Raw genomic sequence first — 23,391 nt, 5'->3', positions numbered from 1 at the left:
CACGGCGGCAGCCGCATTAGACTTAAAACGGACTTTAGAAACTGCGCCCAAAGATAGCAGGCTTGGTCTATGAAAAAAATACCTCTGTTCGATCTCAAACTGTCGGCTGCAGCCAAAAGGGAAGTTGCTGCTGTGATGAGCTCCGGCTGGTTGTCAACCGGTCCGAAAGTGGCCGCGTTCGAGAAAAAGGTCACCTCACTTCTGAAGGTCCCGCACGGCGTGGCCGTCAACTCGGCCACCACCGGATTGCAGGTTGCATTGCAGGCGATCGGCGTCGGTCCGGGACGCGAGGTTATCACCACGCCCTTCACCTATGTGGCCACGGTAGGAGCAATAATGGCCGTAGGGGCACATCCGGTGCTCGCGGACATAAGCCCCGATACTCTCAACATCGATCCCGATGAGATAGACCGCAAATTCTCCGCCCGCACCGGGGCAGTGATCCCGGTTGATATAGCCGGTCATCCAGCCGACTACGACCGCCTCCAAGCGCTCTGCAACCGAGCCACCGTACCGTTGATAGCCGACGCCGCTCATTCTATCGGAGCAACACACAAAAAACGCAGTGTCCCCCTGGCGGCCGACGGCGCCGTGCTGTCGTTTTATTCGACCAAGAATCTGACTTGTGGTGAGGGTGGCATGGTGCTGTCGCGTCATCAACCGTTCATCGAGATGGTCAGATTAATCTCTCGGCATGGCTTGACCAATACCGCCCACGAACGACGCACCTCCGGCAGTGCCGACTACGACGTAGTGCGGCCCGGCCTCAAAGCCAACATGTCGGAGCTTCATGCGGCGGTAGGGCTGGGCCAACTGGGCGAATACAAAAAACAGCAAAAACAACGCGAACGATTGGCCCAAAGATACCTGGCCAACCTGTCCGACCTGACCGACTTTCTTGAGCCGCCGGTAGAACGCAAACATTGCCGTCACGGCTGGCATCTTTTCATTATCAGGCTGCATCTCTCGGCCCTCAAGATTGACCGTGATCGATTTATCGATCTGATGGCGCGGCGCGGGATCGAATGCGGCGTACATTACAAACCGCTGTTCGACCTGTCGTTCTATCGCAACCACCTCAGCTTGTCGCCGCAATTCTTCCCCAATGCTGCCTACGCCGGTCTGCGAGTGGTGTCGCTGCCGTTCTATCCCACCTTGAAGCTTAGCCAGGTCGACGCAGTCTGCGACGCGGTGGAATCAATTGTTACCCGCCACAAGCGCTGAACCGGTGGAACACAGGATTGTGACACAGCCCGGCAGCCGAAGGCTGACATACATCCGCGGCGACGCAAGGCTGCCTTGACTCCCCTTGGTTTACTACCTTGACACCGTCCTGGGCAGACTCTATATTCGCGCCCGGTATCGAAGTCTGTCAACCTGAAAGGAATCACCGTGAATATCAGAATCAGTATCGTGATGTTGGCTCTGCTGTGTATTCTCTCCATGTTGGCCTGTTCCGACAACGGCGAGACGACCGACCAGACAGCCTCCGATTCGGCAACCAATATCGCCGAAAGCAGGATCGACACTACCGTTTCTGAGGCCGAGACCGACAGCCTGGTCGACGATGGTCCCATGATTAGAAATGCGGACAATCCCATCGTTACGTTGTCTACAAACTACGGTGATATGACGCTCGAACTTTACCACGATGTAGCCCCGGTCCATGTCGATAGTTTTATCGCCCGCACCAACGAAGGCTACTACGACTCAACGATCTTCCATCGCGTCTGGAGGAATTTCATAATCCAGGGAGGCGATCCGTTGGGGACCGGAAAGGGCAATGCCGGGTATTATCTGAAGGCGGAGTTCTCGGATCTACCGCACGTTGAGGGAACCCTCTCGATGGTGCGAAGCGGAGATCCCAACAGCGCCTCGTCTCAGTTCTTTATCTGCCTGGCCCGTACCGCTGCCTCAGAAGGACTGGATGGGACCTACACGGTGTTCGGACATCTGTTGAAGGGATATGAGGCGTTGCATGCGATTGGCAATGTAGAATGCATGACTAACCCGGCCAATCCGAAAGAAAACACCAAACCGGTCGAAGATGTGATGATTGTCAAAGCCTATCTATCCGACGCCGAGGGGAGTCCGTTGTAGACGGCCGGTTTTGACGTATAAGAGCTGTGAATCAAGCCGTTGTGTCGGGTCCTGGACCCCGCTGAAAGCTGGGGTTGAAAACGGTCCAAAACGTGAGTGGTGTTGGGCGACCCCGCCCGACACCTATCGTCCAACCCGCTGGCTGTCAGGCGAGTCGCCTTACAGCACCGGTACCGCAAGGCACGTCACTTGGCGGCGCAGAGGGTTTATCAACAAGCCCGAAAGCGGGGGTTGTGACCCGACACCCCGCGCCACGCGGGGTATTCCTGCCCTTTGTGGGCTGACAAGCCGGTGGCCGGGTGGCCGCCTCAAACCTTGTTTGGGGCGGGTAGCAAGAACCACCCCCAAACCGGGTTTGAGGGTGCCACCCAGTCGTTGTGTGTGGTCTTGGACCCCGCTGAAGGGGCTTGCTGGTAAACCCCTGTTTGCCGTCATTGCGAGGTCCCGCCTTTCGCGGGACCGCGGCAATCTCAATTCGTTGGCTAAGTGTCATGCCGAGCGGAGTCGAGGCATGAGATTGCCGCGCTCACCCCGCATGGCGCGGGGATCGCACGCAATGACGAGAGTTTTTAGTTACTCAATACTCCCAGAAACGGGGGGAGTGAGCCTTCGATTCCTGGAAAGAGAAGCATGAGCAAACGAAACATTGTCATCTTAGGCTCGACCGGCTCTATCGGACGTTCCACCATAGAGGTTCTTGAGGCCCACGCCGACTGCTTCAATGTTTGCGCACTGGCCGCGCATTCCAATGTCGAACTGCTGGTCAGTCAGGCCAAAAAACTTCACCCGGAATACGTCTGCGTCGTCGATGAGTCCAAAGCGTCGCTGCTTACGGAACAACTGAGCGATCAATCGGTCACCGTGTTGGCCGGTGAGGAAGAACTGGTCCGACTGGCCTCTTTATCTGAGGCCGAGATGATTGTCAACGCGGTGGTCGGAGCGGCCGGACTGCGTGCTTCTCTGGCCGCGGTCGAAAAGGGGAAAGCGCTGGCTTTGGCCAACAAAGAGTCGCTGGTGGCCGGGGGACCGCTATTCCCCGCCCTCATGGAAAAGAGCGGCGGTACTATCCTGCCCATCGACTCCGAACACTCAGCCATTTGGCAAGCCCTCGCATGCGGTCGAAAAGAGGAAGTCAGAAAAATCATCATCACCGCCTCCGGTGGACCATTTCGCGAATACCCGCTTGAGCAGTTCGATGACATCACCAAAGATCAAGCACTAAATCATCCTACCTGGAAAATGGGTCCGAAAATAACCATAGACTCCGCCACTCTGGCCAACAAAGGTCTTGAGGTGATCGAGGCGGTAGCCCTCTTTCAGGTGCCGGTTGAGCAGATCGAAGTGGTCATCCACCCGCAGTCGATTGTCCATTCTATGGTGGAATTCGTAGATAGTTCGATTTTGGCGCAACTATCAACGCCGGATATGCGTTTACCGATAACGAACGCTTTGTTTTGGCCTGAGCGGGTCGAGTCTGATTTCGGGCGGCTGGACATGAGCAACCTGAACCGTCTGACTTTTGAACCGCCCGATCTCAACCGCTTTGAGGCGCTTAAGATCGCCTTTGAAGTAGCAGCCGTCGGCGGTACCGCTCCGGCCGTGTTCAACGCCGCCAACGAGGTGGCGGTGGCTGCGTTCCTGGATGGCCGGATCAAGTTCGGGCAGATCGGCCGGGTTATTGCAGAAGCGGTCGATAAATTAACTATTGTGTCAGGCCCTACTCTCAGTGATATTCTGGAGGCGGACAGTCTGGCCAGAAAAGAAGCGGCTCATTTAGCAGGTCTTAAGTAATGGTAACAATTGCATCATTCATTTTTGTTCTCGGAATCCTGATTTTCATCCACGAATTGGGTCATTTTTTGGTGGCCAAGAAGGCAGGGATTCGTGTGGAGAAATTTTCGTTAGGCTTTCCTCCGAATATTTTCAAACACAAGGTCGGCGACACAACATATTGTATAGGCTTGATCCCACTCGGCGGCTATGTCAAGATGGCCGGCGACAATCCGCTTGAGGAAACAGCCGGAGCGCCGGACGAGTTTCTTTCCAAACCGATCGCCCATCGGGCGGCCGTGATCTTTGCCGGACCGTTTATGAACTATGTTCTGGCTATGGTCGTCTCCTTCGGCCTCTTTGCTTTCGGTGGGGGAGAGTTTATCACCGACCCGGACAGAGTCATGATCGGCCAGATCCAGCCGGATAGTCCGGCCGAACTGGCCGGGCTTCAGACCGGCGATCAGATTATCAGTGTCGATGGTCACCCGGTCAGTAGTTTCGACAGCCTGCGCTATCGTATCTACGCCAAACCGGCCCAGGCGGTCGAGTTGGTTTGGCTCCACGATAATGACACCCTTTCGACATCGGCCGTTACCGCTGTCAGGCCTCTAAGAAACGCTGAAGGGGGTGTTGATTCGGTGGGGCAATTGGGCTTTACCGAAATGACGCTGGGCCGCGTGCAATACAGCCTGGGTGAGGCGCTGGTGCAAGCGGTCAATGACACTCATTGGAAAGTAGCCGCCACCGCTTTCTTTTTGAAAGAGTTTATCACCGGAAATATCTCATCCAAGGCGGTGGGTGGCCCCATATTCATAGCCCAATTGTCCGGCGAACAGGCGCGCCGGGGAGCTTACGCTCTGTTTAATCTGATCGCACTACTGTCGATAAACCTGGCCGTATTGAATGTGCTTCCGATTCCGATACTCGACGGAGGCCACCTGGTCTTCTTGGCTATCGAAAAGATTCGCGGCAAGACACTCTCGATTAAGGCGCGTACCTGGGCCCAACAGATCGGCCTGGTGGCCATTCTGGGACTTATTCTGATGGTGACCTATAATGATATTGCACGACTCTTTCTTGGTTACTAAAGACATGGATACGGCCGGTATGTCCGCCCGTTCGTGCCCGGCGCTGGTACAGGCGCAGACGAGGACATCAAACGCCCACTGGGCGACTAACCGTGGGCGGATGATTCCGGACGATTTGATGACCCAACCAAACAGGAAACAGTAAATGGCGAGCAAAAATCTTTCTCTTTCACTTTGGGATAATGTCAAACAAGTTGGGGTGGCGGTGGTGCTGGCCCTGCTGATCAAGACTTCGATTGTTGAAGCCTACAAGATTCCTTCGCAATCTATGGAGGACACTCTGCTGGTGGGTGATTTTCTTTTGGCCAACAAGTTCGTGTACGGGGCACAACTGCCCATCGTCGGTTGGCGCATGCCTGCTTTTCACGATCCCGAACCAGGGGATGTTGTAATTTTCATCTTCCCGCGTGACGGTGTTACCAAGTATATCAAACGCTGTATCGCACTGGCCGGCGACACAGTGACGATCAAGAACAAAGAGCTTTTTGTAAACGGCGCGCGCTTTGACGACCCGGATAAATCCAAATTTCTCAAGCCGCGGATTGAGCCGCGAGGAGCCGGAGGAACCGACAGCCCGGACAACTTCGGACCATTCGTGGTGCCACCCGGGCATTACTTCATGATGGGCGATAACCGCGACAATTCTTACGACTCGCGCTGGTGGGGGCCGGTGCCTCAGGCAAATATCCTGGGCGAGGCGATGATGATTCACTGGTCCTGGAATGATGATATCCATCCCTCAGGCGAGGTAACGGTCTCCGATCCATTGTCGGTGCCGCGTCTGTTTGTCCATAACGCCATCTATTTCTTCGAGAAGGTCAGGTGGAAACGTCTGTTCAATCTGGTCTCATAAGCTGTGCGTTGTGGCCTGTCTTTGAGCCTATGCACCAGACTAATGGCACCACCAGCCGGAATCTGCGTATAAATAACTAACAAAAAGCGGCCCCGGAAGAAGGCCAAACCTGGATATGACTATGAACGACGAAACGACAAAGCCCGCTCCAATTCCTCAAAGCAGTCCGGCCCAAGCCCCGGAATACTCCGTGTGGCGCACTTTCAGGGAGTTAGTCGTCTACGTCCTTCTGTTTTTCGTGCTCAAGACCAGTGTTTTGGCCGCATACAAAATCCCCTCGTCGTCAATGGAGGATACCCTTCTGGTGGGTGATTTCTTGGTGTGCAACCAGTTTATCTACGGCGCTCGCCTGCCCTTTGTCGAATACCGCTTCCCCGCTTTTCGTGAACCGGAGCCGGGTGACATAGTCGTTTTTCTCTTCCCGGAAGACTCAACCACTCGCTACATAAAACGCTGCATTGCCGTGGGCGGCGACACGGTCGAGGTTCGCAACAAACAACTGTATGTCAACGGCAGGCGGTTCCCGGACCCGGATGATTCCAAATTTGTCGATACTCTGAGAACCGGCCAGAGGCGGATTCAGCCGTCTCGTGACAATTACGGCCCGCGTGTGGTTCCGGATAACAGTTTCTTTATGATGGGCGACAACCGCGACAAATCCTCCGACTCTCGTTATTGGGGTCCGGTATCAAAGGACCTGGTGGTGGGCAAAGCCATGATGATCCACTGGTCGTGGGATGATACACGATCGCCGTCACCGGAAGTGAACTGGCAGGACCCGCTTTCGGTGCCACGGATGTTTATTCATGAAGTCGTGCATTTCCATGAGAAGGTACGTTTCGATCGCCTCTTCACCATCATCTAAGTGAGCGGCCGAACCTGTTCATTCTTTAGCGAGAAAGGCCGATGATTCCTCTATTGAGATTTACCGACATCAAACACAGTGAAATTTGAGGCATTTTAAGTGATAAAAGTTCTGCTACTATCGATCCTTGGTCTGACTGTCTTGTTCACAACGGTAGAGGCGGGTGCGGATATCGAAATCGCCGAAGACAGTTTCAATTTTGGGCGTGCCGCGCAGCACGCCGTGCTAAGTCATCGCTTTACCATTGCGTCTACCGGTGATGATACTCTGGTGATCAACAAAGTAGTTCCAGGCTGTGGCTGCACCAAGGCGCCACTGGCCGATTCTGTATTGGCCCCCGGGGAAAAAACCACTCTGGAGTTGTTTTTCTCCACCAAGTCGTTTAGGGGAATCGTGAACAAGAGCGCTTATATCGAAACCAATATCTCAGAAGCCAAGTACTATATCAGGTTCCAGTCCGAACTCCTGCCCGAGCCTGATACGATCATGCCTATCCATCTCAGTCCCTCGCGTCTTGATGTCTCGCAGTTTAAGCCGGAAGTAAGGCGTCGGGCGAGATTCTGGATTCACAACAAGGACTCAGTCGATTATCGAATCAAAGTTATCGACTACGCCGATCAGGTCTTTGACATAAAAATGCCTGAGATGGTGCCGGCAATGGACTCCGTTTGGGGCGGCGTTATTGTCAAAGATGAGGCCATTCCTACCGGGTTTGAGCATTCCGTCACTTTTGAGCTCGACGACGGCAGTGGTATCCGCTACTCCCTTCCCATCAAACGTATGTACCGCGTACGCCAGTAGGCGTTTCGTTTGTCATGCAGGACATGATCCGGCATCCGATCTTCACCAACAAGTCCGCCGGAACTTGTCATTGCGGGGAATCCGCTGCAAGCGGGTGACGCGGCAATCTCATTCACCGTCACCCTGAGCGCAGTCGAAGCAAGCGTAGGTCGATACCCCTGGCCCGAAGGGCTGCCGCAGGCAGGTTTCGACATTTGAACGAAACTAAATGAGTTACCAACAGCTGTGAATCTCCGGCGGAGATAGCTTTCCTTCTTGCATGGGGCTGCAATCGCTCCGCAGATCCTGACCCGCCGTGGCCAGATCATACCGAACCGGCCTAGATTTGGTCTCGCTCTTACAGGAGTCGACCCGCGATATAGTAAGCGGCGCTGGCCACAATTCCGGTCAGTATCACTGCTCCGATCGCCTTAGCGAGATACCACTCGCTTTTCTTGACCGGAAAGCGGATGTGTAATGAGGTCCCAATTACACACCCGCCGATAAACCAACCAAGGATCGGCATCGCCAATCTGTTAGCACAAGTTTCTGCCACCAACACGCCGATGAGGACACCGAGCATGGACAAAAGGTATCTACCGGACAAGAAATCACTCAATTCAGTACCTCCTTTACCAATTCCAGATGGCTTGCGCTGTGCAGCCTACTACTGCTGCCCCAGCGCCGGCGACTACACAGTGCCCCCACCCGCAATTGGTGAATAGACAAAGTGTGCCGGCTGCGGCAAGGCCGCCCACCACACATCCCCACCAATCCACTATCCCGACATCACCTGCGATGAACTGTTCGGAGCTAACATGCCCTTCGCGTAATACTACGGGCGGGTTGTCCGATATATCCAACTCAAAGAATATTGTCTGTGGCTCGCCGCCGTTCCGCCAATAGGTCAATAACGCGGTATGATTGGCCGAATCATGCGTCGGATTCTCAAACGCCTGCCAAACCATCGTATCGGCACGAATCAAGATCGGCGTATGACCCGGTTCAGGACCCTGTTTTGAGAGGCCCGGTCGTGTGATTTCGTCATCCTGAATCGGCGGATCGGTTCGGTACTCCATCTCAATCAGCACCAACGAATTGGTATCGACGAAGGCGTATCCCTGTGACTGAAGCCACGAATGACCCCATGCGACATCCTGATTGGCCATACAACTCTGTAATACGTGCGCCTTCGCCTCGGTCTCATCCAGCAGTGTCTCATGAGCGATACTATTCGCCGTCAGACGAACGGAGACGTTCTCATCCAGCTCCTGCTGCGAAGAGAAGTCGGTCAGATCACAGCCCATTGTGCCGTTCAGCATGGCTACCACCATGAACACCATAAACAGTTCTTGAAAAGTCTTCTTGTACATAGCTTACCCCTTTTTCCAGAGTGAATTCAAATAAAACATTGTCGTATGTCGCCTCGCTCATTGGCGTCCTTTCACTCTTTCATATTCTGACCCCTTTTCTTTTTGCCGGGTGGGGGGTGGGCGTCTTGACCCGTGTGAAACCCAACACCCACACCCGGCTATTGGCAACTCCGCGCTCTTGCGGCAGAGAGGTTGGGAACCTTCCGCTGTCCACTGGTATGCTATACAACAATCGTGCCAAACGCCTTGTAAGATAGCTATCTTTCTTGCATCCGACTGGCTTACAATGCGATGCGAGTCGAATGCGACCGGGAACAATTTCCCGGGTCGGTCGCTCGACTTATCCGCAAACCGCCCAGCGTCGCAGCACGACCAAAAAGCGACGCAGTTAGCCCTTTTAGCGTCGAAAAGGGATCGTTTTGCGACGCATTCGGGGTAAATGCGTCGCAGACAGCCATTATAGCGTCGCAGGCGGGGTGATGTAAGCATCTAGTAGGGCGGGTCCGTCTTCGAACCCGCCATCTCCGGATGGATGCCGGATCAAGGTCCGGCATGACAAGAAGAGGACCACGCACACACCACCTCATACTGAGCGGAGTCGAAGTATGAACTAAAGAAAACCTGTTTTATCCCTTGACACAATTTCAAGCTTTACCTATCATTTGGTGTAAAGTTAGGACAACTCGAGAGCAACATTTGGGTCAGGCATCGCAGGACGAGTTGTATCGTGTCCGTCGCTTGTGGTTACCCGTGGACCCTCGACGGCTTTGAGAGGTTGGGTCTTTGCGTATGCAGGGAAACATCAACATACGATTCAAGTGGCTAATGGAGTAAAGGCACAATTATATGCAGGTCGAGACCCCTGAACGGGTGGCCCACAGCTTGCTGTGGGATCGGAAGGTGCGCCACCGGTGGTATCGACAATTGAACGGAAATAAATGAACTAGCAACACCTGTAAATCGGATTGACCCGTCGGTCGACTACTTATAGTATAGACCGTAATCCGGTTTTCAGGAGGTAAAAGCTATGATAAACGGTATGAGCAATACCAGAGGTTCGGGAAAACGCAGGGCTGTCGTCCTTCTGCTTTTGGCTGTCTTTTGTGTGGCGATATTCGCGCCCACAGTGACAGCCACGCAATGGGCCCCCGATAAGGTCTTTCCAGAAAGAGACCAGGTTATCGTCAGGCCGGAGATGGATGATATAGGGTGGGTCGATGGCCAAACCAAATCCTCCAGCCCGAGTAAGAACAAGTTTGGTTGTTTTGACATCAGGTACACTGCTCCCACACTTTTCCTTTGGTTCTTGGAGTTGATGGATTCATCGGTTACGCCAGATCAGGGTAATGGAAATGACCGCCAAAGTCTTGACCACGACAGAACAACTGCTCCGCAATAGTGAATACGCCTCAGCTCTGAGTTCACTGGAAGCCTTGGATGCGTCTTTGCTCTCGAGCCGAGACTATGGATTCTACTGTATCCTCCTGACCGAGGCAAACGCCTACTTAGGCACTTATGACGAGAGATTCATTGATGAAGCGGTGGAGATATTCCGGCACTCGGTTGAAACTGAGATGTTTGCCAGAGCCAAGTATGCGAAAGGTTGGCTCCTATCGCTTCAAGGGATGCACGCTGATGCAAAGCAGGTCTTGCTTGAAGCATACGCGAATTATCTGAGGTGCGGGAAGAAACATAAGGCAGGTTTGGTGCTTAATCGTTTGGCCTATGGCTCATTACAGACCGGGAATACTCAATCAGCCGTTGAAAACCTAGAAAATGCCATAAGGATTTATGAAGAAATTGGGGACAATCTTCATCAAACGAGGTTTGCAATCAATTTGGCGGGTGTGTTGTGGAGTTCTGGAAGACTTACAGAATCGCTCTCTGTTTTTTCAGAGTATGGACCCTCAGTCTCAGCTTCAGAGGAGAAGCTTGCTGTCGTCTTCTTCTACAACTCCGCTATCCCCTACGCCCTCAAAGGTGACATCAAAGAAGCCCGCAGGCGGATCGCCAAATGTAAGCCGTACCTCGATAAGTATCCGCGTGAAAAAGCTATTTACTTCGAGAACCTTGGTTGGATCAATATCCTCGATGGCAAATACGCTGCCGCCGAAAAGGCGCTCAAAGAAGGTCTGGAACTGTCGCTCACTATCGCCCCGGAGTCGGCCCTGATTTCACAGAACAAACGACTGTTCGGCGACCTCTATATCGCCACTGAAAAGTACGACCTGGCCGAGAAGTTTGCATCCGAAGCCCTGGTAGTTGCAGAAAAAATCAACGAGCGTGTCGAGATAGCAGCCTGTTGGCGCATCTTCGCCCAGGTGGCGCAGCACCGTAGCGAGGAGGCCCAGGCGCGCGAGTGGTTCGATAAAGCGATCGATCTGTTCAACTTGATCGGCACCCGCTATGAGTTGGCCGTCGCCCGCTACCTGGCCGCCGCGTCCGGGCTCTACAGCAAGAGTGAGCGGACGGCTATGCTGTACATGGCACGAGAATATTTCGAGGCAGAGGGGATCACGCCGTTTATCGCAAAGGTCGAAACGCAACTCAGCCGACAACCGTCACCTGTCAACGTCGACAAAACATCCGACGGTTGCCCGAACATCATCACCGTCAACGACGACATGAAAAAACTGCTCGACTTGGCCGAGCACGTGGCCCAGTCGGAGATGACCGTATTCCTCACCGGCGATACGGGCACCGGCAAAGATTTGTTGGCACGCTACCTGCACTTCTGTTCCGGTCGCAAAGGTGAGTTTGTCACCGTCAACGCCGCCGCCATTCCCAACCCGATGATCGAGGCGGAACTGTTCGGCCACACCAAAGGAGCCTTCACCTCAGCCGAGGCAGAGCGCAAAGGACTGCTCGAACTGGCCGACAAAGGGACTTTCTACCTGAACGAAATCGCCGACGCCACCCCGGAGTTTCAGGCCAAGCTACTCGAAGTGCTGGAGACCCGCGAGGTGCGCAAACTTGGCAGCAACAAGTCCAAAAAAGTCAACTTCCGTCTGATCGCCGCCACCAACCACGACCTCAAAGCGCGCATGCACGACGGACATTTCCGGGTCGATCTATACCATCGTCTCAACGAGATACCGCTGACCCTGCCGCCTCTGTCGGCCCGCACCGAAGATATCGCACCGTTGGTGCAGCACTTCCTCAAAGAAGCCGGTTTCACCGCGAACGGCGACGGCGCCGATCATTTTGCCGCAGTGCTGGCTCTTCAGGAGTATCCGGGCAACGTGCGCGAGTTGCAGGCGCGGGTGAAACAACTTGTCACCGTTGGTAAAAACGACATCGACCGCATGATCGCCCTGGCCAAACAATCCGGGTCCGAACGCGAGCGCACTCTCAAGGCGCTCGAATCGTGCGACTGGAACCGCCGCGAAGCAGCGCTTCTGTTGGGCGTCAGCGAAGCCACTGTTCGCCGCCGCATCGAGAAGTACGCCCTGACCCAACCGGTCACCGACTGATCTTCTTTCACACAAGATTCAGGGGCCGCTCTAAATTTCGGCGCCACTCTACGTCATACTGAGCGCAGTCGCAGCATGAGCACAGCCGAAGCATGAGCACAGCCGAACCGCGCGGTCTTTGTCTGTCACCCCGGCGAAGGCCGGGGTCCATCTTCCGAATTGGACGACACTCACCACGTCATATTGAGCGCAGTGGCATCATGAACGGCGTAGCATGGGACCAAGCACCGACAAAAAAGTCGTCTTTTCGCTTGACACGCTTTCTGGAATTCGATACGCTAATGGCGGAGTATTAGGACAACTCAAAATCAACATTCGGGACCGGCTTAGCAGCACGAGTTGTGGCGCAAACCGTTGGCGATGGTTACCCGTGAAGCCTCGGCGGCTTGGAAGGGTGGGTTTTTGGTTATGCCGGTAAACACGAGGATACCTTTCAGTTGGCCGAATGATAGAACGGAGAGAAGACGGATGTCCCGGGATGGACGCATTGTGTCCGCAGGAGTAGGAGGTTAATCTCAACCACACAAAGGAGGTGAAATCGGATGAAGAAACTGTTAGCATTGGTCTTTATCGTTGCCCTGGTGCTCGGGGTTGCAGTATCGACTCTGACGCCAACGGTCGAGGCCGCACCGAAGTGCATCGCAACCTGCATTAACGGTTGGTATTGGGTCTGCTGTCCCGTCGGTGGCGGTCAGTGGGAATGCTTTTGGGACGGTCCCTGTTGACGGGGCACCTCTCCTCAGCAACCACCTTGTAGTATGACGGTGTAAGTAACGTTACCAAACCTGCGTGGGGTGCCGGTCGACCGGCCGACGCCCCACCGAGAACCGATGTAGGGACGAGCCGCTTCTGGTTCTGCCGCCTACCGATTGTGCAACCACTAGAAAGCCTCCGCCCCACAAGATCAAAGTCTGGATTCCTGCGCTCGCAGGAATGACGGATAGCAGGGGCTCTTTCTTTCCGTGACCGGCAGATGTCCACATCTGCCGCGATCTCATGGTTCGGACCCACCGAAGCCCTCAGAACCTCGCCAAATATGGGCGGTTTTCATTAGACGCTCACCAGTCGGCTTACGTCTCTAAATGTGGCGCCGACGTGGCTTTGGCAAGCCCGCTCAGACAGCGGGCGGACGGCCTAAAAAAGCGGGTGCGGCCCTTGACAATACAGATGGCATTTTGTAAGTTTGCAAGTTGCTGTACCCAGGCTATCGGCGACCTTCGCTTTTGCCCTTTACAGCACGTATTGACCGGCGGCGGTTAGGCGAATTACCGCCGATGCGGTTGCAACATAGGTATGAGGACACGGATGGGAAATATGAAGTTTTGGTCTATAAATCGTATGGAGAAAAGAATGGGGATAGTTAGGTTTACGGCAGCGGGACTCTTGGCACTGTTGCTGCTGGCTCCGGGTATCATGGCGAGCGGATTTGAGGCCAACGGCGTGGGTGTCAAAGCCACCGCCATGGGTGGCGCCTTCAGAGCCGTGGCCGACGACTGGACTGCCGCATACTACAATCCGGCAGGCTATGCCGACCTATTGGACAATCAAATGGGCGCCAATCTGGCCCTGTTCCAGTATCGCAATGAGATTACTCCCAACTATCTCTGGGGTGGTCAGTATGAGTCCGGTATTTTCAACGGGCAACCCGGTTACAATTTCGACGAGATACTGAATAATCCCTCGGCCGGCTTTGCTGTTCGCATGCCGTTTTTTGGTGAGTCCGTTTTCGGAATCTCGGCTTACCAGCCGTTTGACTATAATGTCATGTGGGACCTTTACCGGCCGGTGAGTACTTACAACGACTCATTGACCTTTCCCAAAAACCAGTTCCAGAACAATTTTGACGTAGTTGCCTTTCAGGTGACGGCGGCCCGCGAGCACATTGCCGATAAGCTCTCATTGGGTGTGGGCTTGCAACTGCTCAGGGTAGACTTGCTGTACACCGAAATAATCTTCCGAAACAACCCTTACCTGGCCCGTGATTCGGAGTGGGAGCCGGCTTTCTATCCGCGTAATAAGGTCACCCAATGGGCTTCCAACGACGGTAGCGGATGGGGCCTTGGGTTCAACCTGGGCGCCAAACTTAAGCACGGCGAAAACCTCACACTGGGCGCATCGGTGGCGGTGCCCTTTACCGTTACGGCCAAAGGTGAGAGTGCCTTGGAATTCTACATGCCCAAACTTAACAACCCGGTCGAGCATCAAGGCACGGTTGAACACCTGTTGACGGCCGGCAGTAAAGTTGTCGACTCGGCTCATTACGAAGCCAAGCTGAAACTGCCGCCGACGGTCGGTCTGGGTATGGCTTACCAGGCCTCGGAGAGGCTCCTGGTCTCCTTCGATGCCGAATACACGTTCTGGTCGCAGTTTGACGGGTTCAATTTCGAATACAGCAATCACCGGGGTCTCACCGGAGCGGCCGATACCGCCACCGACATGAGAGAGTTCTTCACGGCTGACATATCCAATACCGTGGATTGGTCAAATACCGTCGAATTGATGGCCGGCGCCGCCTTCGATTACTCCGACAATTTCACCATTATGGGCGGCTTTTCTTACGATCAGTCACCGGCGCGTAAAGAAGAAAAATTCCACCCACTGTTTTTTGATCTGGGAACCAAGTTGACTTTCAGCACCGGAGCGCAGTTGCATCTGGATCGCTGGGACCTGGGCGTTTCCACCAGCTATACCCGCCACCCCTCAGCCAGCGTGGCTGACTTAGAAGATGCCGACGGCAACGGTCATCCGGAAAACTTCGCGGGTGATTTCGAGGGCGCAACGTACCAAACAGTGTTTGCATTTAATTATCGCTTTTGAGGAGATCAGTGATGGCAAGAAAGACTATACTCATAATATTGTCTACAGTGATATTGGTCTTAGCTTTGGTTGGAGGTTGCTCCGACCGGGAATCTCTGATCACCACAACCGACATCACGACCGGCGGTATGTCTCCCAAGAATCACGTCTTTGTGGACGAGCTACTGCTGCAGCTTCGCAATCAGTTTCAGCTCATTCAAATAATGCTGTATATGCCGCGGGCGTCGTTCCCGGTGCACTACGGCGGATCAGGCGCCAGAGAGTTGCCTTTGCTGTTACTTCTGCCGCCGCACGGCCAGGACGCCAGTTTCTATCTTGAACATGGCCTGAAAGACCTGGCTGACCAGATGATTTCGTCTGGTGAGATTGTGCCCATGTATATCGCCACCATACCCTCCGATCCGACTGAAGCCTTCGGCGGTTACATGTACGCCGGATCAAAGGTCTTTGCTGCGGGAAACAACGACGCCTTAATCGGCAATACCCTGATGGACTACATCAGTAAGACCTGGGAATATCCAAGCGAGAATCCGGACTTTCGTGGAATCGGCGGCGTCGGCACAGGTGCTTATGGCGCTTTCAGAGCCTCTCTTGTCCACCCGGGCGCTTTCTCGTCTATCACGGTCGTCGATGGCCCGCTGGATTTTGACGGCTCGGCCGGACGAGGTAACGGTTTGATAGGTCTGATGGCTCAGATCGTGGCCGAAGAACAAGGCGGTTTTGTTGATAACGAAGACTTCAGAAACCGTTTTGACAGCTTAGCGGCTTATCCTTTGTCCAGGATGTTTATTGGCGCTTCGATGGCCTTCTCGCCGCACGACACCGCCCTCGACTATGAGACGGAACCGCATACTTCCCCCGGTGGCTTCTCAGAATTGCTGATAACCATCGACGAGAACACCCGTGGGACGGCCGGCTACGCCATACTGGATTCAACAACTCTGATTTCCAGAATCATTACCGAGGATGTTCGCAACTTTGATTTCCACCTGCCCTTTGATTACGCAGGACAGCCCCACCCACCCATCTGGAACCTGTGGCTTGAAAACAACCTGGAAAACATGATGACCGGGAACGAATTGGACGGCGTTGATATCTGGATCGCCACCAGCCCGGAAGTCCACTACGGTTATCATGATCAGACCATGTCGTGGATATCGACCCTGGAGGGCAGCGGCTACTCACCAACAGTGGTGGAGTATACCGGCACCGATGAAAACCCAGCCACCACCCACCAGTACATTTTCGAGCTGATGCGCGATATGCTTAAGTTCCATTCCGACAACTTTGAAGCCAACGGCGCAGGAAACTGATTCGAAACTAAATGACATACCCGGAGACCTGAGTCTCCGGGTTTTTTTATTGCGATGGCAGACAACTCACAAACCTACGATCTGCTTTCAATTGGCGCTCATCCCGACGATGTCGAGGTCGGCACCGGCGGCGTATTGATCAGCCTGACAAAAAGGGGCTACCGTTGCGGTATCGTCATACTCACCCAGGGTGAGATGGGTACCGGCGGCGACGCTGATATCCGCGCCGTCGAGGTTGAGAAGGCAGCTGGAATTCTCGGCGTGGACATCGTTCGGACCTTTGATTGGGGAGACACGCGACTTGAGGATACCTATCCACGAAGACTACAACTGGGTGAGATACTTCGAAAGACCCGGCCCAGGATAGTCCTGGCGCCCTATCCCCACGTCGGTCACGGACGCCGCCAGTCGCATTCCGACCATGTCGCCGCCGGCATCCTGGCTATAAACGCGGCCAATCTATGTTCACTCAAAAAAGCCGACCTGAAGGGTAAGCCTCATCTGGTAAAACGAATCTTTCACTACTTTCTGCCGCCGCGAGTAGCGCCCAACTTTGTGGTCGACATCACGGCCTACTTCGACCAATGGTGCCAGGCACTCTGCGCTCACGAATCACAGTTTCTCAATCCGGACAAAGAGAAAGACTACATCGACCACATCGCCTCGATGGCTCGATCATTCGGTTTGCAGGCCGGGTGCAAATTTGGTCAGGGTTTTTATGCTGTCGAACCGATCCAGGTGCAGGACATGATGTCGCTGGTGGAAGAGGGCGGCCAGTAGGGAAGTCGGGGGCTGGTTACAAGAATGGATAGGTCTTTGCTTGGGGCAGGTTTTTCATCCGCTCAAGAAAGTCTGTATCGCTGATCTCAGTCGGCCAATCAAGATTCAAACGAAGGCGATATAAGGTTCCGAAGGATGGGTCTGCGATCTTGTAAATGGAGACCGCACCAATGGATATCAGTCCGTCTATGTCACGGAAAAACGCTTCGGCTTGTTTCTTTAGTCTTGTGTAAAGATGCTTGGTATGAATATAATAGAGGTCGCCAATGCTCATCTCATCATGTTTTAGCAACAGGTTCAAAATCGCAAGCTGACGCTCTCGGATAACTCGCTTCCTCGGTGACAGCAAACGGTTAAACAGGTCATACATGGTGTCGCGGTAGACAGCCTTGGCCACGGCAGTCTTGATTTCTCCTAACACCCGTTTGCTTTGGGTGGCAATGCCCTTCAGACCGAACTTCAGAAACGGTGTCAGATCATGCTCATTAGCACGCACAGCGGCCAACGCAGCCAGATAGTTCGTCTTCTCATCATAGTAGTAATTCGACATAGCAATGAAACAGAAATCCCTGAGCCCGGCCCGCTGAAGCATGAGAGCCTCAAGTGCCCTCGCCGTTCGACCGTTGCCATCAACGAAAGGATGCATGGCTGCGAAGTGGTAATGAACTGCCAATGCTTGGACCAGCGGATCGTGTTGGTTGTACCCAGTCTGAATTGCCGCAACCATCCGCTCAAGAGCATCACTACACTCGTCGCCACCGGACACACCCCGGTGTCGCGGGTTCCCAAACGTTACATTGTCATCCGGTCCTCGGAGCTTTCCGGGTTCGCAATGGTCATCATCGGCTCCTCGCACCATGCGCTGATGGATTTCCTTGACTAACTCTGCATCCACGCGCCTGTCGTCCGGGATAGTAGCTATCCATAGGTAAGCATTCTTGGCTGCATGAGCCTGCCGCTGCGATCGGGTAATCAGTTGGTCGGGCGATTCGCCCAGCGCAATGTCCAACTCCTTCTCGGTGAAATCGGCACCCTCAATTCGTGAGGTGCCGGCCACTTCACGCTTAAGTTCGATCTGCTGCAATTGCTCGACCCATGAGCGCTGGTATGGCATGGAGTGCAATGATATAACAGCCGATTTTGCCTCCACTAAGTCTCCCGCAATCGCGCCAATATCGTACTTGAGCCAGGAATCTGGCAACCGATACTGAATCATAGTTAATACTATAGGTTTGATATTGTATTGTCAATGGCTTTTTATTGGAAGCTATCGGCAATTATAACAATAAGTTAACTGCCGACACTACAGTTTCATTGGAGATTGATTGGGATTATATTGGACCTGTCGTCGGGATCAAACCTGAGTCTGAGCAATCCCCACCTCAAATCTGGTAGTTGATATCCCAACCCGGTTTGCGCGCCAGAACAAAGGCCGATGATTCAGTAATATTCAAGTCGACTTTGCTCTTGAGAGCGTCCAGAATCAAGGCGCGGGCTTTGGTCTGTGCGCCGTTGTTGTTCAGGTGGTCCAGATAATTTTCGCCCACGATAGCGTTGACCCGTTCAACATATCCGGCTGCATCTATCGGTTCTTCGGTCGAGGCGGAAAACCGTTTTATCACTTTCAGCCCGGCTTCTTCGACGAGTTCCGATAACTCCTTGGGCGTGTGCAACCGTGCGCCCATAGAGTCGTGCGGTCGTTCCTGGGGAAACAGGTCGGGATTACTCGCGGCCACCCGCGCGAAAGCGTGAAAGAACTCCTGATAGCAACGACTGGACAGCGCCACCAACCCAAGCCGACCACCTGGTCTCAACACGCGCAGCACCTCATTGAGAAATTTCTGCCGATCCGGCACCCAGGGGAAAGCATTGGACGATACGACCACATCAAACGAGTTTTCTTCAAACTCCAAATCAAGAGCATCACCGGCGGCGAAAGCAACATTCTTGCGCTTCTGCTGCTCGGCAATTCGACTGGCTAACTCTATCATTTGTGGCGATAGATCGACCCCCTGCAAAAAGCCTCCATCGGCCAGACGTTTGGCGATCTCCATCGACAATTCCCCGGGACCACTGCCGATGTCAAGCACCTTCTCATCGCCAAAGAGATCCAGTTCATGAATCAGCGTGAGAAACTGAGAGAAACGGTAAGGTGCTACTTTCTGGGAGTAATCCGCGGCCACTTGATTGAAACTGTGTGTCTTCATAATCTACCTCAAATCTGTCTCATGGACATACTGATCGAACCATGGTATTCGATAACATCCGACCGTATCGACCGGCCAAACGATAAGTACTTGTATCTGTCAGCGGCCGCCGCCGCCGGGCTGTCACCGCCGAAATGTCAGCGGACTACTTTGTGACTTTGCATAACCTCAAAAGCGTGCTCAAGATCGGCCACCAGATCATCAACATCCTCCAACCCGACCGACAATCTGATGAGTCCGTCCCCGACCCCGCGTGGTTCGCGAACAGCGCGCGGGATAGAGGCATGGGTCATTGAAGCCGGGTGGTTGATCAACGACTCCACGCCGCCCAACGATTCGGCCAGCACAAAGAGCTTGGTGGCCATAGCGAATGACTTAACCTGCTCAAAGTCGGCGTTGATTCTGAACGACACGATTCCGCCCGGTCCCATCATACCGTTCGGCAACGACTCCGTCTGTAACCCGGGAAAGTAAACTCGTTCGACGATATCAACACTTTGCAGGAATTCAGCGATCCGACAGGCATTGTCACAATGCCGATCCATCCGCACATGCAGGGTCTTAAGGCCGCGCAGCACCAACCATGATTCGAAGGGACCGAGTTGTGCCCCGACCGCATATTGGTTGAACCACAATCGCTCGGCCAGCTTCTCATCGCCGGTGACCAGGGCGCCCCCGATAACGTCACAGTGTCCGGCCAGATACTTGGACAGAGAGTGGTGTACGATATCGGCGCCCTGCTTGAGCGGCTGCTGCAAATAAGGCGTGGCGAAGGTGTTATCGACGGCGGTGAGAATGTCGTGGGCACGACCGATCTTCGCGACCGCGGAGATATCTATCAGACGCAACAGCGGGTTGGTCGGTGTCTCCAGCCAGAAGAGGCGCGTATTTTCTTTGACTGCGTTCTCGAAGGCGCTCGGGTCGCGTCCGTCAACGTAGCTGAACTCAAGACCAAAATTACCCAACAAACGGTCGAACAGACGATGTGTACCGCCATAGAGATCATCAACGGCCACCACATGATCGCCAGTCTTGAGCAGATTGGTGACGGCACTGACGGCCGCCATGCCCGATGAAAAAGCGTAGGCGTGGTTTCCGCTTTCGAGCGAAGCCAGACCGCATTCCAGAGCAACCCGGGTCGGGTTGGACCAGCGAGAATAGACATGCCCCGACTCGTCACCGGGGAAGGCGATACGATAAGTCGAACTGGGATAAATCGGGGTCGTCACCGAATTGGTGCCGTCCTCGGGAACGCGACCTGCGTGCACGGCGCGGGTGGCTAACTTTCTGTCTTTGAGATGGTCGTCCATGAACTCCTCTAATCGATATGTCCGTGTTCACGCATCCAGGCGTCGTTGAATACTTTCGAGATGTACTTGAAGCCACTGTCGGGAAGAATCACGACAACGATCTTTCCTTCCTCAAGTAAGGCGGCATGTTTGAGCGCCACATGTACCGCCGCCCCGGATGAACCGCCGCCGAATATTCCTTCGGTGCGGGTCAGTTCGCGAGCGGCTACAAAGGCCTCTTGGTCGGTGTGCTGATAAATCTTGTCGATCACCGAAAAGTCAATCGTGGGGCAGAGAATGTCCTCGCCGATTCCTTCCACCTGGTAGGGGTGCGGCTGGATCATGGTCTGATCCTGATGGTACTGATAGTAGACCGAACCAATCGGGTCGGCGCCCACAACTTCTATCTCTCGGTTTTGCTCCTTCAGATAGCGGGCCGTTCCGGAAACAGTACCGCCGGTCCCAACGCCGCCTACCAGCACATCGATCCGCCCGCCGGTCTGGCGCCAGATTTCAGGGCCGGTCAGTCGGTAGTGCGCTTCAATATTGTCGAGGTTGAAATACTGCCCCACCATGTATGAACCGGGTGTCTCGCGGTGGATTCGCTTGGCGGTCTCATAGTAACTCTCAGGAGACTCACCGGGAACGGCGGTCGGACAAATATGCACCTCGGCGCCGAAAGCTCTCAGGGTGTCGACTTTTTCATCGGACATCTTGTCCGGAATAGTCAGAATTGTATTGTAGCCGTTAGCTGCTGCATACATGGCTACAGCCGCGCCGGTGTTGCCCGAGGTTGCTTCGACAATTGTGCCACCGGGCGGCAGTTCGCCGCGCTCGACCGCCTGGTCGAGAAGGTAGACAACCATCCGGTCCTTGATCGAACCGGTCGGATTCAGGAACTCCGGTTTCACCAGGACGGTCGCCTTGATATTGCGCACCGTGGTCATTCGACGGAGCCTTATAAGAGGCGTATTGCCGATAGCGGCTGTTATGTCCTCACCGTAGAATTGGCCACTTGGCTGCACAGACTGGATCCCTTGCTGTTTTGTTTTCATTTTCCCTTTCATCTAGTACTATCAATAACCTTGCCTATCATAACAAAAAAATCCACCTCCGTCGAGGTGGACCTTCAAGAATTCCTATACAAAGGCAGACTAAGGCACACCTCGCCATTCTTGCTGACTACAACAACAACAGCCTACTATATTGTTTCGGCAAATCGTCTTCTGGGTGTAAATCGGTGTCATAAATATGTACCAAGAATGCCTATCTTAGATGGATTATAACAGGTAACTTGGATTTGTCAAGATGTTTCCGTCTCTCGGATTGTCCCCGACCAACCTAATGCCCTTCTGAGCAAGGGTTCTTCTCTATCGGGAGTCCCGAAAAAAAAGTTGACAACAAGTCGTGCATATAAAAATATGGATTCAGAAAAACAGGAGTTGCCCGATATTTCAGGCATAGTACCGTGTTAATATAAGCATTTGGAGGAATTCAAATGGTTTGTGCTCATTGTACCGAGAGAATCCTGGATGAACCTATCCAAATGGCCGGCGCCAGCTATTGCTCCGAAAGTTGCGCCAACTTGGCCTTCGACCTCGATCCGGAAGAGGGAGAAGGGTACTATGAAGAATCGGAGTTGGAAGGCATCTACGAAGAAGACGAGTAGCCGGGGTGGCGGTGCTGTCAGGCGACTCGCCTGACAGCGCCTCACACCTCTGATGGTCAACACCCCTGTGGTTTCGACGTCTGTCTTTAACTACATTCCTGCCGTTATTCTCTTTCTCCTTCTCGCAAGCATCCAGGCCATCCAAGCGAACAACAAGGCACAAAACACAATCATCCCCCATTCGGAAAGAGTGGGGATATTTTCAGTGATCGGCTCATCGCCTGAAGATATCTCCAAATAGGAATCCTCCACGGTCCCTGGCGCGGTGAAGTGAAGCGGGCCGAAAGTTAACACGTAAACGCGATCCGGGTACGGCGTCAGCGTGTAAGTCCACCCGGCAAAGAGTCCATCCACACTCGGTGCAACAGAATCCGCTCCAGGGGGCAGAACATAACCAACCAGGCGGACTCGGCTGACCTCTCCATTGATATCGACTTTCCACTCCATCTCGGTCGAATCACCCTCTTCGACGTCACCCAAGTATACTTGAAGGAACGAAGACGAGTCGATGGAGATATCGATGTAGCCCTCCTCAGAGTCCATGTAGCTGATAGCAAAGTCCGCTGCGGTCATGGTGTCACCGGGAATCGGCGGCGAGAGCGTGTCCGGCTCGGAGCAGGCTGTCGGTCCCATCTCGCTGGCACGGGCAGGCATAGACCCGCTGTGCCACGCACTAGCGTACCCACGGTATTTTCTGTAATCCGTCTTCCACCACCTATTGTATAGATATGGAACCTGTCCAGGGTCTGTGCCCCGCCACTCCTCCAGGGCATAGGCTCTGGCTCTTACGCTGCGATAGCACATTGCGCTGCCCCAAGTGAACATGGAGTAGTCGGCGTCCATCTTGTTGCACCAGCCGACCAGGAAGACACGGCGATATGTGATCTTGGTCCTGGCATGCACCCTGCCGGCGACGGCTTCACTAGGTATGATGAGTCCAGTGACGAACATAAGTGCGGCCACAAGACAAAAACACGTGCGGTTTCTCATAACATCCTCTCCATATGCTGA

The 23,391-nt window shown here is 53.9% G+C and carries 20 protein-coding genes; 13 read left to right on the top strand and 7 right to left on the bottom strand.

Annotated features, from left to right (window positions below):
• The first annotated feature begins 69 nt into the window (after positions 1-69).
• From OEV49_01160 to OEV49_01130, 7 genes are all read left to right on the top strand, one after another.
• Positions 70-1,224 (top strand): DegT/DnrJ/EryC1/StrS family aminotransferase, encoded by a 1,155-nt coding sequence (locus OEV49_01160; GenBank protein MDH3889665.1) that lies wholly within the window; start codon positions 70-72, stop codon positions 1,222-1,224.
• 168 nt (positions 1,225-1,392) lie between these two features.
• Positions 1,393-2,100 carry a peptidylprolyl isomerase gene (locus tag OEV49_01155; GenBank protein ID MDH3889664.1) on the top strand — a complete coding sequence of 236 codons (708 nt, stop codon included), beginning with the start codon at positions 1,393-1,395 and terminating at the stop codon, positions 2,098-2,100.
• A 630-nt stretch (positions 2,101-2,730) separates the two neighbouring features.
• On the top strand, positions 2,731-3,891 hold the full coding sequence (dxr, locus tag OEV49_01150; GenBank protein ID MDH3889663.1) for a 1-deoxy-D-xylulose-5-phosphate reductoisomerase: 1,161 nt from the start codon (positions 2,731-2,733) through the stop codon (positions 3,889-3,891).
• Positions 3,891-4,961, top strand: a complete 1,071-nt coding sequence (rseP, locus tag OEV49_01145; GenBank protein ID MDH3889662.1) for an RIP metalloprotease RseP — start codon at positions 3,891-3,893, stop codon at positions 4,959-4,961. Before dxr ends, rseP begins: the two co-directional genes overlap by 1 nt.
• 145 nt (positions 4,962-5,106) lie before the next feature.
• On the top strand, positions 5,107-5,814 hold the full coding sequence (gene lepB, locus OEV49_01140; GenBank protein ID MDH3889661.1) for a signal peptidase I: 708 nt from the start codon (positions 5,107-5,109) through the stop codon (positions 5,812-5,814).
• A 121-nt stretch (positions 5,815-5,935) separates the two neighbouring features.
• Positions 5,936-6,679, top strand: a complete 744-nt coding sequence (gene lepB, locus OEV49_01135; GenBank protein MDH3889660.1) for a signal peptidase I — start codon at positions 5,936-5,938, stop codon at positions 6,677-6,679.
• Between the two features lie 99 nt (positions 6,680-6,778).
• On the top strand, positions 6,779-7,480 hold the full coding sequence (locus tag OEV49_01130) for a DUF1573 domain-containing protein (protein ID MDH3889659.1): 702 nt from the start codon (positions 6,779-6,781) through the stop codon (positions 7,478-7,480).
• A 337-nt stretch (positions 7,481-7,817) separates the two neighbouring features.
• Here the strand turns inward: OEV49_01130 and OEV49_01125 are convergent, their stop codons facing one another.
• Positions 7,818-8,078 (bottom strand): hypothetical protein, encoded by a 261-nt coding sequence (locus tag OEV49_01125; GenBank protein ID MDH3889658.1) that lies wholly within the window; start codon positions 8,076-8,078, stop codon positions 7,818-7,820.
• 13 nt (positions 8,079-8,091) lie between these two features.
• A complete protein-coding gene (locus tag OEV49_01120) occupies positions 8,092-8,832 on the bottom strand; it encodes a hypothetical protein (protein ID MDH3889657.1) in 741 nt (246 codons plus the stop codon).
• A 1,352-nt stretch (positions 8,833-10,184) separates the two neighbouring features.
• Between OEV49_01120 and OEV49_01115 the strand changes: the two genes are divergently transcribed.
• From OEV49_01115 to OEV49_01095, 5 genes are all read left to right on the top strand, one after another.
• Positions 10,185-12,305, top strand: a complete 2,121-nt coding sequence (locus OEV49_01115) for a sigma 54-interacting transcriptional regulator (GenBank protein ID MDH3889656.1) — start codon at positions 10,185-10,187, stop codon at positions 12,303-12,305.
• Positions 12,306-12,847: 542 nt separating this feature from the next.
• On the top strand, positions 12,848-13,030 hold the full coding sequence (locus OEV49_01110) for a hypothetical protein (GenBank protein ID MDH3889655.1): 183 nt from the start codon (positions 12,848-12,850) through the stop codon (positions 13,028-13,030).
• A 625-nt stretch (positions 13,031-13,655) separates the two neighbouring features.
• Positions 13,656-15,122 (top strand): outer membrane protein transport protein, encoded by a 1,467-nt coding sequence (locus OEV49_01105; GenBank protein ID MDH3889654.1) that lies wholly within the window; start codon positions 13,656-13,658, stop codon positions 15,120-15,122.
• 11 nt (positions 15,123-15,133) lie between these two features.
• Positions 15,134-16,435, top strand: a complete 1,302-nt coding sequence (locus OEV49_01100; GenBank protein MDH3889653.1) for a hypothetical protein — start codon at positions 15,134-15,136, stop codon at positions 16,433-16,435.
• A 54-nt stretch (positions 16,436-16,489) separates the two neighbouring features.
• The gene (locus tag OEV49_01095) at positions 16,490-17,215 is read left to right on the top strand and encodes a PIG-L family deacetylase (protein ID MDH3889652.1); all 726 of its coding nucleotides are present in this window, start codon (positions 16,490-16,492) and stop codon (positions 17,213-17,215) included.
• A gap of 16 nt (positions 17,216-17,231) precedes the next feature.
• Here the strand turns inward: OEV49_01095 and OEV49_01090 are convergent, their stop codons facing one another.
• The 4 genes from OEV49_01090 to OEV49_01075 all read right to left on the bottom strand — a co-directional run bounded on the left by OEV49_01090 (position 17,232) and on the right by OEV49_01075 (position 21,766).
• Complete coding sequence (locus OEV49_01090; GenBank protein MDH3889651.1) at positions 17,232-18,431, bottom strand: Fic family protein; 1,200 nt, start codon at positions 18,429-18,431, stop codon at positions 17,232-17,234.
• A gap of 166 nt (positions 18,432-18,597) precedes the next feature.
• The gene (locus OEV49_01085; protein ID MDH3889650.1) at positions 18,598-19,422 is read right to left on the bottom strand and encodes a methyltransferase domain-containing protein; all 825 of its coding nucleotides are present in this window, start codon (positions 19,420-19,422) and stop codon (positions 18,598-18,600) included.
• 137 nt (positions 19,423-19,559) lie between these two features.
• Positions 19,560-20,732, bottom strand: coding sequence for a PLP-dependent aspartate aminotransferase family protein (locus OEV49_01080; GenBank protein MDH3889649.1), 1,173 nt, complete (start codon positions 20,730-20,732; stop codon positions 19,560-19,562).
• 8 nt (positions 20,733-20,740) lie between these two features.
• A complete protein-coding gene (locus OEV49_01075) occupies positions 20,741-21,766 on the bottom strand; it encodes a cysteine synthase family protein (protein MDH3889648.1) in 1,026 nt (341 codons plus the stop codon).
• 443 nt (positions 21,767-22,209) lie between these two features.
• On the opposite strand from OEV49_01075, the gene OEV49_01070 reads away from it, so the two are divergent.
• Complete coding sequence (locus OEV49_01070; GenBank protein MDH3889647.1) at positions 22,210-22,380, top strand: hypothetical protein; 171 nt, start codon at positions 22,210-22,212, stop codon at positions 22,378-22,380.
• A gap of 90 nt (positions 22,381-22,470) precedes the next feature.
• On the opposite strand, the gene OEV49_01065 is transcribed toward OEV49_01070, so the two are convergent.
• Complete coding sequence (locus OEV49_01065; protein ID MDH3889646.1) at positions 22,471-23,370, bottom strand: IPTL-CTERM sorting domain-containing protein; 900 nt, start codon at positions 23,368-23,370, stop codon at positions 22,471-22,473.
• Positions 23,371-23,391: the final 21 nt, after the last annotated feature.

Source organism: Candidatus Zixiibacteriota bacterium, from assembly GCA_029860345.1.
Classification (GTDB): Bacteria; Zixibacteria; MSB-5A5; order GN15; family FEB-12; genus JAJRTA01.
Note: the sequence above shows the minus strand (reverse complement) of the source record. Positions and strands in the feature narration are given on the sequence as shown.

Bases quoted from the DNA above. Each gene is read 5' to 3' on its own strand.
- OEV49_01100 (MDH3889653.1), top strand. From the start codon at position 15,134: ATGGCAAGAAAGACTATACTCATAATATTGTCTACAGTGATATTGGTC.
- OEV49_01095 (MDH3889652.1), top strand. From the start codon at position 16,490: ATGGCAGACAACTCACAAACCTACGATCTGCTTTCAATTGGCGCTCAT.
- OEV49_01105 (MDH3889654.1), top strand. From the start codon at position 13,656: ATGGGGATAGTTAGGTTTACGGCAGCGGGACTCTTGGCACTGTTGCTG.
- dxr (MDH3889663.1), top strand. From the start codon at position 2,731: ATGAGCAAACGAAACATTGTCATCTTAGGCTCGACCGGCTCTATCGGA.
- rseP (MDH3889662.1), top strand. From the start codon at position 3,891: ATGGTAACAATTGCATCATTCATTTTTGTTCTCGGAATCCTGATTTTC.
- OEV49_01120 (MDH3889657.1), bottom strand. From the start codon at position 8,832: ATGTACAAGAAGACTTTTCAAGAACTGTTTATGGTGTTCATGGTGGTA.
- lepB (MDH3889661.1), top strand. From the start codon at position 5,107: ATGGCGAGCAAAAATCTTTCTCTTTCACTTTGGGATAATGTCAAACAA.
- OEV49_01160 (MDH3889665.1), top strand. From the start codon at position 70: ATGAAAAAAATACCTCTGTTCGATCTCAAACTGTCGGCTGCAGCCAAA.
- OEV49_01110 (MDH3889655.1), top strand. From the start codon at position 12,848: ATGAAGAAACTGTTAGCATTGGTCTTTATCGTTGCCCTGGTGCTCGGG.
- lepB (MDH3889660.1), top strand. From the start codon at position 5,936: ATGAACGACGAAACGACAAAGCCCGCTCCAATTCCTCAAAGCAGTCCG.
- OEV49_01065 (MDH3889646.1), bottom strand. From the start codon at position 23,370: ATGAGAAACCGCACGTGTTTTTGTCTTGTGGCCGCACTTATGTTCGTC.
- OEV49_01080 (MDH3889649.1), bottom strand. From the start codon at position 20,732: ATGGACGACCATCTCAAAGACAGAAAGTTAGCCACCCGCGCCGTGCAC.
- OEV49_01075 (MDH3889648.1), bottom strand. From the start codon at position 21,766: ATGAAAACAAAACAGCAAGGGATCCAGTCTGTGCAGCCAAGTGGCCAA.
- OEV49_01085 (MDH3889650.1), bottom strand. From the start codon at position 19,422: ATGAAGACACACAGTTTCAATCAAGTGGCCGCGGATTACTCCCAGAAA.
- OEV49_01090 (MDH3889651.1), bottom strand. From the start codon at position 18,431: ATGATTCAGTATCGGTTGCCAGATTCCTGGCTCAAGTACGATATTGGC.
- OEV49_01115 (MDH3889656.1), top strand. From the start codon at position 10,185: ATGACCGCCAAAGTCTTGACCACGACAGAACAACTGCTCCGCAATAGT.
- OEV49_01070 (MDH3889647.1), top strand. From the start codon at position 22,210: ATGGTTTGTGCTCATTGTACCGAGAGAATCCTGGATGAACCTATCCAA.